Raw genomic sequence first — 12,669 nt, forward strand, 5'->3', positions numbered from 1 at the left:
GGCGCACGGTCACGCCCGCCTGGCGAGCTCCTCGCTGCGCCAGCGGTCGTACCGCTGCCAGGGGTCGTCGACCCCGGCGGCGAGCTCGGCCACGAGCGCGGCGATGGGGGCGTCGAACGCGAACCACTCGCCGCCCGGGTACCGGGATGCCGCGAATTGCGCGTGCCGCCGCTGCTCGATCAGCCGACCGCCGCGTTCGAAGGCGAGCACCTCGTCGTGCGGGATCACCGCCAACCGCTGCCGCGGGTTCGCGGACGTGCCGATCTTGACGCGGTCGCGCCAGCGGACGTAGTAGACGACGTCGACCCGGGCCGGGAGGACGTCGAGGTCGGGCGCGTCGCCGAGCCGCCACTCGCAGACGGCGCAGGTCCACCCCGACGGGTAGTGCACGCCCACGCGGGAGCCGCACACCAGGCACGCGCCCGGCAGCACATCGGTCACGCCCTGCTCGCGCGCGACCCAGTCGTACGCGGCGAGCAGGTGCGTCGTGCACAGCGCCAGCGGAGCGCCCGGTTCGGCGGGAGCCGAGCAGGCGCCGAGTTCGTCGACGGCGGTGCAGGCCGCGGCATCCGTTGCCATGGGGGCAGCGTACGGCGAGCCGGTGACGTTCGGCCGGGTGTCGGGTACGGGCGTTCGGGTCCTCCTCGTTCCCCTAGCGGGCGAGCAGCTCGTCGGTCGTGAGGTCGGGCAGGCCGACCGTGACCTGGGTGCCCCACGGGTCGTCGACCGTGATGGCGCGGCCGTCGTCGGCGAACTGCAGGCCGCGTCCGCGGAGCCGTACGGCGAGCGCGTCGAGGTCGTCGCGGGCCGGCACGGTCACGGAGACGTCGCCGAGGCCGAGGCTCGCCGCGCGCGGGCCGGCGCCGCGGCTGTTCCACGTGTTCATGGCGATGTGGTGGTGGTATCCGCCGGCCGACGCGAACACCGCGCCCGGATAGCCGGTCTGCGTGGGCTCGAAGCCGATGGCGTCGACGTAGAACTCCCGTGCGCTCGTCAGGTCGCCGACCTGCAGGTGCACGTGCCCGACCTTCCCGGCGAGCGACGGGCCGGCGTCGACGGCGGCCTGGCTGAGGTGGCGGCGGAGGTAGTCGTCGGGATCCAGGTAGGCGGTCGCCATCCGGATCTGCTCGCCGTCGTGGATCCACGTGCTGCGATCGCGATCGGTGTAGAGCTCGACGCCGTTGCCCTCGGGGTCGGTGAAGTAGAACGCCTCGCTGACGAGGTGGTCGCTCGAGCCGACGAAGCGGCTGCGTGGGTCCTGAGCGGCGCGGAGCACCGTCGCCGCGAGGCTCGCCCGGTCGTCGAACAGGAACGCCGTGTGGAACAGGCCCGGCTGGCGGGGGTCGACCACGGGTAGGTCGGGCGTGTGCACGAGTCGGACCAGGGGAGTCGTGCCGCGACCCAGCACGCGATGCACCTCGCGCGCACGGCTGCGCTCTTCGAGCGGCTCCATCGCGAAGGCGGTCGCGTAGTAGGCCGTCATGCCCTCGAGGTCGCCGACCCGCAGCGTGACGGCGCCCATCGAGGTCTCGGGGTCGAGCACGCGCTCGTCGGTGCTGGACATGAAGATCTCCCGTCGGTGATTACTTGTAGCAACAAGTATAACTCCGACGGCGGCGGGCGCATTCCGCCGCGTCGACGGAATGCGCCCGCCCGGTCGCGCTACTCGGTCTCGACCGGCTCGGACGCCGCCGTGCGCCGCGCGCCGCGGACCAGGAGCCCGATCCCGATGGCCGTCACGACCCAGGGAGCCGCGACGATCACCGGGTCCATCCACTGGTGCGCGGTGTCGGCACGACCGACGCCGAACCGTGAGGCGACGCCGTGCCGGCGCCCCTCGCTCAGCACGCCGGTCTCCGTGATCGGGTTGTCGGGCCGCGTCGAGGCGAGCGAGCGGAGGTGCTGCTCGCCCGCGTCGACCCGGTCGCCGAGCACGAGCAGCAGCCAGTGCGCGGCGCGCGCCTCGCTGTAGTTCTCGTACGCGTAGCGTCGGATCGCCCCCGACAGCCCGCGCAGCGGCGCGACCGTGCCGAAGACCGGCGGCAGCATCCCGTGCTCGATGGACCGCTCACGCGGCTCGAGCTCCGGCTGACGCTCCGGCACGTCCCAATGCGCGCCGTTGTCCTCGGGGGTCAGGCTCAACTCGCGCGGCACCGACGGCCGATCGGCCGGGTCGAGGTCGGCGCCCCACCCGGGGATGCGCTCCCTCAGCGCCTCGGAACTGGGCCGGCGCAGGTGCGGTTCGGCGTTGTACGGCATGGTCTCCTCCTCCGTTCAGGCCGCGCTCGGCACGACGATGGGCTTGATGCAGTTGTCGAGCTTCGCCGAGAACATGTGGTAGCCCTCGGTGATGTGCTCGAGCGGGATCTCGTGGGTGATGATGTCGCTCGGCTTGAAGTAGCCGGCGCGGATGTGCTCGAGCAGTCGCGGCCACTGCCGCTTGACCGGGCACTGGTTGGTGCGGATGGTGAGGCCCTTGTTCATGGCGTCCCCGAACTTGACCGCACTGAAGATCGGCCCGTACGCACCCACCACCGACACCGTGCCGCCCTTCCGGACGGAATCGATCGCCCAGTTCAGCGCGACGGGCGAGCCGCCCTGCAGCTTGAACTTCGCGCTGGTCACGTGCTGCAGGAAGTTCCCGTCGGCCTCCGCGCCCACCGCGTCGATGACGACATCCGCCCCGAGCCAATCGGTCGTGCGCTTCACCTCGACGACCACGTCGTCGAGCTCGGTGAAGTTGACGGTCTCGGCGTGGGCGAAGTCCCGGGCCTTCTCCAGCCGGTACTCCAGGTGGTCGACGACGATCACGCGGCCGGCACCCATGAGCCACGCCGACCGCGCCGCGAACAGCCCGACCGGCCCGGCCCCGAAGACCACGACCGTGTCGCCCTCGGCGATGTCGCCGAGCTGGGCGCCGAAGTAGCCCGTCGGCAGCGCGTCGGTCAGCAGCACGGCGTCGCGTTCGTCGAGCCAGTCGGGGATCACCGACGGACCCACGTCGGCGAGCGGCACGCGGACGTACTCGGCCTGGCCGCCGTCGTAGCCGCCGCTCGTGTGCGAGTACCCGTAGATCCCGCCGACCGCGGTGGCGTTCGGGTTCACGTTGTGGCAGTTGGAGTACAGGCCGCGCACGCAGAAGTAGCACGACCCGCAGTAGATGTTGAACGGCACCATCACCCGGTCGCCGACCTTCAGGCGTTCCACCGACGGTCCGACCTCGACGACCTCGCCGACGAACTCGTGGCCGAAGGTCATGCCGACTCGCGTGTCGGGGATCATGCCGTGGTACAGGTGGAGGTCGGAACCGCAGATCGCGGCGGCCGTGACGCGCACGATCGCGTCGTTCGGATGCTCGATCCGCGGCCGGTCCTTCTCTTCGACTCGGACCTTGTAGGGCCCTCGGTACACCATCGCGCGCATGTGTCGCTCCTCATCGTCGTTCGTGCCGTGTCGTGCTCGAGCGCACAGCCGAACACGTCGGGATCGACGCCGTCAGGGGGTTGCAGATCGGCCGGAGCAGCCGAACGCGACGGATGCGGTGCGTCGCGGGGGTCAGCCCTGCTCGTGCGCGCGCCGCTCCATCTGGTACACGGCAGCCTGGGTGCGACGCTCGAACCCGAGCTTCGACAGCAGGCCGGAGACGTAGTTCTTCACGGTCTTCTCCGCCAGTCCGAGCTGTTCGCCGATCTGCCGGTTCGTGAGCCCGTCGGCGATGAGCGCGAGCACCTGTCGTTCCCGGAGGTTGAGGGCCGCGAAGCGGGGATCGTCGTGGTCGTCGCGCGCGGCCTGCTGCGTGACGCGCGCGGTGACCTTCGCATCGATGAGCGACTTGCCGGCCGCCACTGCGCGGACGTCCTCGACGATGGTCGAGCCGCGGACGTTCTTCAGCACGTACCCCGATGCCCCCGCGAGCACGGCCGACATGGCCGCCTGGTCGTCGTCGTACGCGGTGAGGATCAGGCAGGCGATCTCGGGATTGCGCGAACGGATCTCCCGGCACAGGTCGATGCCGTCGCCGTCGGGGAGGCGCATGTCGAGCACCGCGACATCCGGCGCCGTGGCCTGGATGCGGGGGAGCGCGTGCGCCACGCTGTCGGCCTCGCCCACGACGACGAGGTCGGGTTCGCGCTCGAGCAGCTCGGCGACGCCGCGCCGCACGATCTCGTGGTCGTCGACGAGGAAGACTCGGGTCACTGGGGCTCCAATTCGCTCAGGGGTTCGTCGACACGGGCTCGGCCTCGACGGGAACGGTCCACCGCGCGCGGGTGCCGTGCGGGCCGCTGTCGACCTCGAAGGAGCCGCCGAGCTGCTCGGCGCGCGTCCGCAGGTTGTCGAGGCCGCTGCGCCGGACGGGAGCGCCGATGCCGCGCCCGTCGTCGACGACCTCGGCCGCCACGACGCCGTCGTATGCCGCGACCGTCAGCCCGACGGTGTGCGCTTCGGCGTGCTTGACCGCGTTGGAGAGCAGTTCGCGGACCGATGCCGTGAGTTCGTCGGAGAGGCGGCCCTGCGAGATCAGGTCGACCGGACCGCTGAACGACACCGAGACCGGCTGCCGCAGGTGCCGCGACGCCGCTCCGGCGAGGTCGAGCACGCGGTGCCGCAGCGTCGGCGCGCCGCCCGCACGCGGCGTGAGCGCGAACACGATCGTGCGGATCTGCGCGATGGTCTCGTCGAGGGTCTCGACGGCCGACTCGATGCGTTCGGCCGCCGCGCCCGTGCTCAGCGAGGCGACCGCCTGGAGGTCGAGCCCCGCGCCGTAGAGCTGCTGCACGACGTGGTCGTGCAGGTCGCGGGCGATGCGGGCGCGGTCCTCGAGCAGCAGGGAACGCTGCTGGGCCTCCCGGGCTTCGGCGAGCTCGTGCGCGAGCGAGACGCGTTCCGCGAGGTCCTCCGCGATGCGCATCTCGGCGGGGGTGAAGTGCGGGGCGCCCGGGCGCCGTCCCGCGGCGATCACGGCCGTGGGCAGACCCGACTTCCGCAGCGCGACGAACAGCACGGGTCCGTCGTGTCCGTCCGCGTGGAGGGCGAGGGCGTCTCGAGGCGCTTCGGTCCGCCCGCCGGGGGTGGTCCGCGTCGCGCCGCCCTCGAGGGTGACCGCCGCGAGCGTCCGGCCGGGCGGCACCTCGTCGCCGGCGACGTCGTCGCAGTCGACCCCGCGTGACTCGAGCACGCGCACCGATCCCGGTTCCTCGCCGCGCACCACGACCGACACGCGGTCGGCGGCCCCGCGCGAGGCGAGCTCGTCGGCGATCAACGCGGCGGCATCGTCGCTCGACGAGGTCAGCAGGGCGGCGGCGACCTGGGCGGATGCCGCGGCCCAGGCTTCCCGCATCTGCGACTCGGCGAACCGGCGCGCGTTGTCGATCGCGACCCCCGCCGCGGCGGCGAGCGCCGAGATGAGCTCGACGTCCTCCTCGGAGAAGTCGCCGTCGGCGCGGTTGGTGAGGTAGAGGTTGCCGAAGACCTCGTCGCGCACCCGGACGGGGACGCCGAGGAAGCTGTGCATGGGCGGGTGCCCGGCAGGGAACCCGACCGAGCGCGGGTCCTCGCCGATCTCGTGCAGGCGGATCGGGTCGGGGTGGTCGATCAACGCGCCGAGCAGGCCGCGCCCGTCCGGCAGGTGGCCGATGCGGTGCACCATGTCGTCGGGCATGCCCACGTGGATGAACTCCTCGAGTCCGCCCTGCGGGGCCAGGACGCCGAGCGCGCCGTACTCGGCGTCGACGAGCTTCACCGCGGTTTCGACGATGCGTCGCAGCACCTCGGCGAGCTCGATCGGCTCGACCACGGCCTGGGTCGCCGAGAGGAGGGCGCGGAGACGTCCCTGCGTGCGCATGACCTCGTCCGCACGGTCGACGAGCTCCCTGAGCGTCCGGTCGAGCTCCGATCGCGGACCCTCGGGAAACGACAAGGGCGAATCCATCGCACCCATCCCCATATCCCCCACCGTATTTGCCGCCACTGTAGCACCCGCTTTCCGGCCCCCGGGATCCGCTGCGGGGGTCTGCCGCGGCGACCCGACGCGCTGGGGGACCAAAGGCCCCGCTCCCGCAGCCCCCGGGAGCGGATGCTGGATCGCATGACGATCGTGGTCGGTGCGGATGGAAGCGTGGCGAGTCGGGCGGCTCTCACCTGGGCGATCGATCGTGCGCGCCGCACCGGCGACGACCTCCTGCTCGCGACCGTGGTCGACGACGGCTGGGGCACGGTGGGCGGGTCCGCGCTGGCGGAACTGAAGGGCGCGGCGGAGCGCGGCTCCCAGCGCGAGGTCGAGTTCGTGCGGGGCCTGGCACCGGACCTCGAGGTGTCGACGCACCTCGCCGTGGGCAGCCCGATGCTGGCACTCGCCGAGGCCGCGCGGGACGCCGCCCTCGTCGCGGTCGGCACCCACAAGGTCGGCTACTTCCACGGCCACGCCCTCGGCTCGCGGAGCCTGCAGCTCGCCGCCGTCTCGACCACCCCGACCGTCGTCGTGCCCGTGACCTCGTGGCGCGGTCGGTCGGGTGTGGCCGTCGGCGTCTCGGAGGGGACCGACAGCGACGAGGCCGTGCGGTTCGCCGCGCGGGAGGCGAAGCGGCTCGGCGAGCCCCTCGTCATCGTGCACTCCGACGGCGACGAGGACCGACCGGCGCCCGCCGAGCGCGCGGCCTCCCTCGCCGCGGCGGTGCACCCGGACGTCTCCATCGAGCAGCGCAGCACCGCCGACCCGGCCTCGGGCACGCTCATCGGCGTCTCCCGCCGCGCGGTCCTGACGGTGACGGGGCGACGCGGAGCGGACGGGCGTGGCTTCCTGCCCCTCGGCCGCACCAACTCCGACCTCCTCATGAACCTCGCCGGCCCCGTCGTGGTCGTGCCCGCCGCGGCCGCCACGGCCGCCTCGTCCGCCGCCTGACCCCCGTTCGGGAGGCGCCGTCGCGTTCCGGCAGGTAGGCTGCATCCGGCAATCGCACTGAGGGACGTGGTGGACGAGGCAATGGCAGACCCCAGGTCGGCATCGTCGGACGGGCGGCGCGGCCGTCACGCCGCTCATCGGCCCGGACTCCGCGAGGGCCTCGGCCGAGTCATCGCCGCCGCGCTCGCCCACGTCCGTCGCAGCCCGGCGCTGCCGTGGGTCTCCGCTCATCGACCCGCGGTGCTCCTCGGCGCGGCGTCGATCGTCGCCGCCCTGGCGCTGGGCGGCGCCACGGCCGTGATCTCGGCGTCGGCGCCGGTCGCCGGCGGCTCCGAACGGGCCGAGCCCGACGACCGTCCGCGACCCGACCGCGACCCGGCGACGCCATCGCCGATCCCGAGCGGGGCGTCGTCGCCGCCCACGGTCGTGCCGGCTCCGAGTCCGACGTCGGCGCCCACAGAAACGGATGCCGCACCGCCCGCGTCCGACGTTCCCTCGGTCGCCGATCCGGAGCCCGCCGACGAGCCCGAGCCGGAGGCGCCCGGCAAGTCCGCGGATTCGCCCGGGGCCGCGAACCGGCCCGACAAGAAGAAGGACTGAGCGCTCGGCTCGCGCGACCGCGAGCGTCGCCTCCCGAGCGCATCGGGTGGACGGCAGGCCGGCGGCGAGGCTCCCGGGGGACGGGAACGGTCTTCAGCACGCCGACCGGCCTGCCAGAGGTGACGACCACCTCGGCACCGAGTCTGCGACGGCGCGACGATTCGGGGGAGGGCCTTGACATCCGGAATCGACCGTGGTCGGCGAAGCGTTCAGGTTCGTCACACTCCGCATTCACTGATCGTTCGGGTGGGCATGCTGCGCTAGCTTCGGATCGACCCGGACCATCGGCAACGAGACGGAGTCAGCGTGAACCCCCGCAGGGCCGAGTACCCCCGCCCGTCGCACTTCCTCCTGCACATCAGCGACACCCACCTGCTCGGAGCCGGACGACGGCTCTACGACCGGATCGACGCCGACCGGCACCTGCGCGAGCTCTTCGAGCAGTTCGAGGCGTCGGGCGGACGGCCCGACGCGATCGTCTTCACGGGCGACCTCGCCGACCGCGGCGAACCCGAGGCGTACGACCTGATCCGTCGCATCGTCGAACCGGCCGCCGCGCGCCTCGGGTCGCGGGTCATCTGGGTCATGGGCAACCACGACGACCGCGACGCCTTCCGTCGTGGTCTCCTCCGCGACGTCGCCGGCGGGCAGCGGCCGGTCGACCGCGTCGACGACGTGAACGGCCTCCGCGTCATCACGCTCGACACGACCGTCCCCGGCCGGCACCACGGCGAGGTCGCCGACGAGCAGCTCGACTGGCTCGCCGAGGAACTGTCGATCCCCGCGCCGGACGGCACGATCCTCGCGATGCACCACCCGCCGATCCCGAGCGTGCTCGACCTGGCCGTGTCGGTCGAGCTGCGCGACCAGGGACCGCTCGCCGAGGTCGTCGCGGGCAGCGACATCCGATCGATCATCGCCGGGCACCTGCACTACTCGTCGACGGCGATGTTCGCGGGCGTGCCGGTCTCGGTCGCCTCGGCCAGCTGCTACACCCAGGACCTCACGGTGCCGGTCGGCGGCACGCGCGGACGCGACGGCGCCCGCGCCTTCAACCTCGTGCACGTGTACCCCGGCACGGTGCTGCACTCGGTGGTCCCGCTCGGCGAGACGCCTGCGCTCGACTGGGTCGACGCCGCCGAAACCCGGCGCCGGCTCGACGCGGCCGGGGTCGAGATCACGGATGCCGCGGTGCCCGCCCCGCGCGAGGAGGAGCCGCCCTTCACGCGGCCGATCCCCGTCCTGGCGTAGCCGGCCCCGCCCCCCGCTCGCGGCGAGCGCCGCGCGTCAGGCCGCCGAGTGGTCGGCGTCACTCGCGATCGGCGCGCCCGCGGCGTCGAACGCCGGCTCCGCGGCATCCGTCGCGCCCTTCTCCCACGGTGCCGGGAAGGGGAAGTAGCGCTCGAGGAAGTCGATGACCGCCTCGGTGCGCTCCTCGACCGAGATCTCGGGGAAGCTGCCGTCGTTGAGGCAGAACATGTCCATGTCGCGGCGCTTCAGCAGGCGCTTCATCGCCGGGAGCGCGCGCTTCAGGGTCGTCTCGATGTACTTGACCTTCGCATCGGTCTGCACCACGGCACGGCCGGTGAGCAGCGCGTAGTAGTGGTACAGCGAGTTCGTCACCGAGATGTCGGTCGCCGAGCGGAACCGGCTCGCGGCCGTGCGGCGGAACTCGTCGGGGAACTCGCGCTCCAGTTCGGCCATGACCGACTTGCGGAGCGGCGCCGCGCAGTGCTCGAGGTGCCGGGTGGTGACCTTGCCGAACCGCTCGCGCAGCAGCCGGCGGTTCACGCGAGCGGCGTTCTCGAAGCCCGACCGGCTCGGGTCGGAGTCGCCGAGCCCGATGCGCGTGCCGGCCTCGACGAACTTGGTGATGCCGCCCGGCGAGAAGAACAGGTCGGGCGAGAGCGGGCGACCGAAGAACATGTCGTCGTTGGAGTACAGGATGTGCTCGGCGATGCCCGGGATGCGGTGCAGCTGGCTCTCGACGGCGTGCGAGTTGTACGTGGGCAGCACCGACGTGTCGGCGAACATCTCCTCGGCCCGCACGATCGTGACCTTCGGGTGCTTCGCGAGCCACGCCGGCGGCCGCGAGTCGGTGCAGATGAAGATGCGGCGCACCCACGGCGCGAACAGGTGCACCGAGCGCAGCGCGTACTTCAGCTCGTCGATCTGCCGGTAGCGCGCCTCGGAGTCGTCGCCCTCGCCGACGACGTAGGTCTGCATGCGACGTGCGCGCTCGCGGAGGAACTCGACGTCGGACCCGTCGACCCACGAGAACACCATGTCGATCTCGAAGTCGACGTCGCTCGCGAGCGGCGACCACATGTGCTCGAGCGTGCGCCACTCGCGCCCGTGCAGGTGCACGGTCTCCTCGACCGCTTCGCCGCGCGGCAGGGTGCGACGCATGAGGGCGTTCTCGACGGGCGCCTCGATGACGTCCTCGCCGAAGCGCCAGAACTCGAGCTGCACGGCGGTCTCCGCGCCGTACCGCAGCCGGCCCACGGGCTCGACCCGGGGGCGGTACAGGCGCACCGCCTTGGGCTTGCGGTGCGACGACAGGCTGCCGTCGGCCACGAGCACGTGCCGGTCGCCCGCGGCCTTGTCGGGCACGAGCGTCGCCGAGTAGAACGGCTCGTCGGCGAACGCCTCGGCGAGGGCGCGCGCGACCCGCTTGCGCTCGGCCCGGTCGACCGCGATGACGGGGCGACCGCCGTCGCGGCGCACCAGCAGGTAGTCGATGCCCGCGTCGTCGAGAGCGGATGCCACGGCGCAGAGGTCCTCGACCATCGACTCGTGCGGCGTGATGTGGCCGTTGCGCAGGGCGTACTGGCCCTTGCGCACCACGATGTCGTCGCGGTCGAAGCGCGAGTGCGTGGCATCCGGGGAGACGAGGACGAGCTCGGGCACGTCGCTGAGGCGCAGGCCGGGATCCGGGACGGGACGGCGACGGAACGCGTCGCCGGTCTGGGGCATGCGGTCGCGGCGGGGCTCGGCGGGCTCGGTCGTCGTCACGTCGTGAGGTGCTCCTCGGTCGGGGGTGCTGCGCCGATCGGCGCGGTGCTCTCATGGTACGTCCACGCGGGCGCCCGGATGCGGGGTTGCGTCCGGGCGGAGGACCGCCCGCGTGTTTCGCCCCGTGTCGCACCGTGTCGTGCCGTGACGGGCGCCCCTTGAGCGGGTCCTCGCGGCATCCGTAGCGTCGGGCGCACCGCACGCGACGGGAGGGAGGCGGCATGCCGGAGACGAGCGCGAGCACGACCCCGCGCGGCGGCGCGACGGCGCTCGCGGGCGCCCCGGCGCGGGTGCCCGGAGCCGGGCCCGGACCGCTCGCCGCGCTCGTCGGCGCCGACCTCGACATCCCCGTCCTCGGCGGCGGGCGCGTGCGCCACGTGAACCTCGACGTCGCGGCGTCCGCCCCCGCGTTCACGGCCGTCGCCGAGCGGGTCGCCCGCGCGCTGCCGTACTACGCGAGCGTGCACCGAGGCACCGGCTACCTCTCGCAGGCGTCGACCGCCGTCGTCGACGACGCCCGCGTCGTCATCGCCCGCCACGTGGGCGCCCGGATCGACGACCACGTGGTCGTCACCCGCAACACCACCGACGCGCTCAACCTCCTCGCCGCGGCCGTGCCCGGCGACACCGTGGTGCTCGACCTCGAGCACCACGCGAACCTGCTGCCCTGGACGCGTCGCGGTCGTCGCGTGGTCGTCGCGCGCGGCACCCTCGCCGCCACGCTCGACGCGCTCGCCGCCGAGCTCCGCCGCACGCCTGCGGCACTGCTGTCGGTCACGGGCGCCTCCAACCTCACCGGCGAGGTGCTGCCGCTCGAGGTGCTCGCCCGGCTCGCCCACGACCACGGCGCGCGGTTCGCGGTGGATGCCGCGCAGCTCCTGCCGCACCGGCGCATCGACCTCGCGGCATCCGGCATCGACTACGTCGCCTTCTCGGGACACAAGGCGTACGCGCCGTTCGGGGCGGGCGCGCTCGTCGGCCGGGGCGACTGGCTGGACGTCGCGCCCCCGCACCTCGCGGGCGGCGGCGCCGTCGAGGCGGTGGCCGTCGACGGCGCCGAGTGGAAGCGCGGACCGGAGCGGCACGAGGCGGGCACCCCCAACGTCATCGGCGTGGCCGCGATCGCCGCGGCACTCGCGGAACTCGAGCGGCTCGGCGAACCGGCGCTGCGCGCCCACGAGGCGGCGCTCACCGGCCGTCTCCACGAGGGGCTCGCCGCGATCCCGGGGGTGCGCGTGCTGCGCGGCTTCGCCGACGTCGACGACCGGCTCGGGATCGCCACCGTCGAGCTCGAACGCGGGTCGGTCGGGCTCGTCGCCGCGGCGCTCGCCGCCGAGCACGGCATCTCGGTGCGAGCCGGGCGGTTCTGCGCGCACCCGTTCTTCGACCGCATCGCCACGCGCGCCAACGGCCTGCGGGCGAGCGTCGGTGCGGGTACGTCGGCCGACGACGTCGACCGGTTCCTCGACGCACTCCGCCGGCTCGTCGCCTCCGGCCCCGCGCACGTCTACGACCGCACGCCCGCGGGCTGGTGCCCCCGACACGACGACCGGCCGCGTCCCGCCGTCGCATGACCGACCGTCGACGCGGCGTCCACCCGGTGGCGGCAGCCGAGGTCGCGCCTACACTGGTTCGGGTCGAAGGGGGTCGGAATGCGTCCGCTCAGCGAGGACGAGCTCCGGTCGTCGTTCGTGAACGCGACCGATCGGGAGCTCGACGAGTTCGAACTGCCGCTCGAGTACCTGCTCGTCGACTGGGAGCACGTCGACGCGCTGGCCTGGCGCGACCGTCGGGCGAGCCGCCGCGGGTACCTCGTGACGATCATCGACGACGAGCCCGTCGGCATCGTGCTGCGCGCCGCCGACCCGCCGTCCTCGCGGTTCCGGGCCGGCATGTGCAACTTCTGCCACACGCAGCAGCCGGCGAACCAGGTGACCATGTTCTCCGCGCGGCGCGCGGGCGAGGCCGGACGGAACGGCAGCACGGTCGGCACCTACCTGTGCAGCGACCTGTCGTGCCAGGAGAACGTGCGACTGCACGCCCCGCTCGCCCCCGCCGAGGTGCGCACCGGCTCGCACGCGTGGGCGCGCATCGACGGTCTCGCCCGACGCACGCGCGCCTTCGTCGAGGGCGTCCGGGCGGGCTGACGCGCTCGG

General features: G+C 73.2%; 12 protein-coding genes. 5 read left to right on the forward strand and 7 right to left on the reverse strand.

Going from position 1 to position 12,669, the window contains the following annotated elements; all coding sequences use genetic code 11:
- Positions 1-9: 9 nt before the first annotated feature.
- The 6 genes from RH861_RS03325 to RH861_RS03350 form a co-directional block, all read right to left on the reverse strand.
- Positions 10-579, reverse strand: coding sequence for a GIY-YIG nuclease family protein (locus RH861_RS03325; protein WP_310519737.1), 570 nt, complete (start codon positions 577-579; stop codon positions 10-12).
- 73 nt (positions 580-652) lie between these two features.
- Positions 653-1,564 carry a VOC family protein gene (locus RH861_RS03330; RefSeq protein ID WP_310519738.1) on the reverse strand — a complete coding sequence of 304 codons (912 nt, stop codon included), beginning with the start codon at positions 1,562-1,564 and terminating at the stop codon, positions 653-655.
- A gap of 98 nt (positions 1,565-1,662) precedes the next feature.
- Positions 1,663-2,259: a hypothetical protein gene (locus RH861_RS03335; protein ID WP_310519739.1), complete on the reverse strand. Its 597-nt coding sequence runs from the start codon at positions 2,257-2,259 to the stop codon at positions 1,663-1,665.
- Positions 2,260-2,274: 15 nt separating this feature from the next.
- Entirely contained in the window at positions 2,275-3,423 is a 1,149-nt protein-coding gene (locus RH861_RS03340; protein WP_310519740.1) for a zinc-dependent alcohol dehydrogenase, read from the reverse strand.
- 132 nt (positions 3,424-3,555) lie between these two features.
- Positions 3,556-4,197, reverse strand: coding sequence for a response regulator (locus RH861_RS03345; RefSeq protein ID WP_067950822.1), 642 nt, complete (start codon positions 4,195-4,197; stop codon positions 3,556-3,558).
- A 16-nt stretch (positions 4,198-4,213) separates the two neighbouring features.
- Positions 4,214-5,917, reverse strand: coding sequence for a sensor histidine kinase (locus RH861_RS03350; RefSeq protein WP_310519741.1), 1,704 nt, complete (start codon positions 5,915-5,917; stop codon positions 4,214-4,216).
- A gap of 168 nt (positions 5,918-6,085) precedes the next feature.
- Here RH861_RS03350 and RH861_RS03355 point away from each other — a divergent pair, with 168 nt between their 5' ends.
- The 3 genes from RH861_RS03355 to RH861_RS03365 all read left to right on the forward strand — a co-directional run bounded on the left by RH861_RS03355 (position 6,086) and on the right by RH861_RS03365 (position 8,749).
- Entirely contained in the window at positions 6,086-6,898 is an 813-nt protein-coding gene (locus RH861_RS03355) for a universal stress protein (protein WP_310519742.1), read from the forward strand.
- An 81-nt stretch (positions 6,899-6,979) separates the two neighbouring features.
- Complete coding sequence (locus RH861_RS03360) at positions 6,980-7,498, forward strand: hypothetical protein (protein WP_310519743.1); 519 nt, start codon at positions 6,980-6,982, stop codon at positions 7,496-7,498.
- Between the two features lie 306 nt (positions 7,499-7,804).
- A complete protein-coding gene (locus RH861_RS03365) occupies positions 7,805-8,749 on the forward strand; it encodes a phosphodiesterase (RefSeq protein ID WP_310519744.1) in 945 nt (314 codons plus the stop codon).
- A gap of 36 nt (positions 8,750-8,785) precedes the next feature.
- On the opposite strand, the gene RH861_RS03370 is transcribed toward RH861_RS03365, so the two are convergent.
- Positions 8,786-10,474 carry a stealth family protein gene (locus RH861_RS03370; RefSeq protein WP_310520276.1) on the reverse strand — a complete coding sequence of 563 codons (1,689 nt, stop codon included), beginning with the start codon at positions 10,472-10,474 and terminating at the stop codon, positions 8,786-8,788.
- 260 nt (positions 10,475-10,734) lie between these two features.
- Here RH861_RS03370 and RH861_RS03375 point away from each other — a divergent pair, with 260 nt between their 5' ends.
- Positions 10,735-12,087, forward strand: coding sequence for an aminotransferase class V-fold PLP-dependent enzyme (locus tag RH861_RS03375; RefSeq protein WP_310519745.1), 1,353 nt, complete (start codon positions 10,735-10,737; stop codon positions 12,085-12,087).
- Positions 12,088-12,165: 78 nt separating this feature from the next.
- Entirely contained in the window at positions 12,166-12,660 is a 495-nt protein-coding gene (locus RH861_RS03380) for an FBP domain-containing protein (RefSeq protein WP_310519746.1), read from the forward strand.
- The last annotated feature ends 9 nt before the right edge of the window (positions 12,661-12,669 follow it).

It is taken from the genome of Agromyces indicus (assembly GCF_031432295.1).
Lineage (GTDB): Bacteria > Actinomycetota > Actinomycetes > Actinomycetales > Microbacteriaceae > Agromyces > Agromyces indicus.

What these genes read in the sequence shown, in the direction of transcription:
- RH861_RS03335 (WP_310519739.1), bottom strand. Translation starts at nt 2,259, where the DNA reads ATGCCGTACAACGCCGAACCGCACCTGCGCCGGCCCAGTTCCGAGGCG.
- RH861_RS03325 (WP_310519737.1), bottom strand. Translation starts at nt 579, where the DNA reads ATGGCAACGGATGCCGCGGCCTGCACCGCCGTCGACGAACTCGGCGCC.
- RH861_RS03380 (WP_310519746.1), top strand. Translation starts at nt 12,166, where the DNA reads ATGCGTCCGCTCAGCGAGGACGAGCTCCGGTCGTCGTTCGTGAACGCG.
- RH861_RS03330 (WP_310519738.1), bottom strand. Translation starts at nt 1,564, where the DNA reads ATGTCCAGCACCGACGAGCGCGTGCTCGACCCCGAGACCTCGATGGGC.
- RH861_RS03375 (WP_310519745.1), top strand. Translation starts at nt 10,735, where the DNA reads ATGCCGGAGACGAGCGCGAGCACGACCCCGCGCGGCGGCGCGACGGCG.
- RH861_RS03355 (WP_310519742.1), top strand. Translation starts at nt 6,086, where the DNA reads ATGACGATCGTGGTCGGTGCGGATGGAAGCGTGGCGAGTCGGGCGGCT.
- RH861_RS03370 (WP_310520276.1), bottom strand. Translation starts at nt 10,474, where the DNA reads ATGCCCCAGACCGGCGACGCGTTCCGTCGCCGTCCCGTCCCGGATCCC.
- RH861_RS03360 (WP_310519743.1), top strand. Translation starts at nt 6,980, where the DNA reads ATGGCAGACCCCAGGTCGGCATCGTCGGACGGGCGGCGCGGCCGTCAC.
- RH861_RS03340 (WP_310519740.1), bottom strand. Translation starts at nt 3,423, where the DNA reads ATGCGCGCGATGGTGTACCGAGGGCCCTACAAGGTCCGAGTCGAAGAG.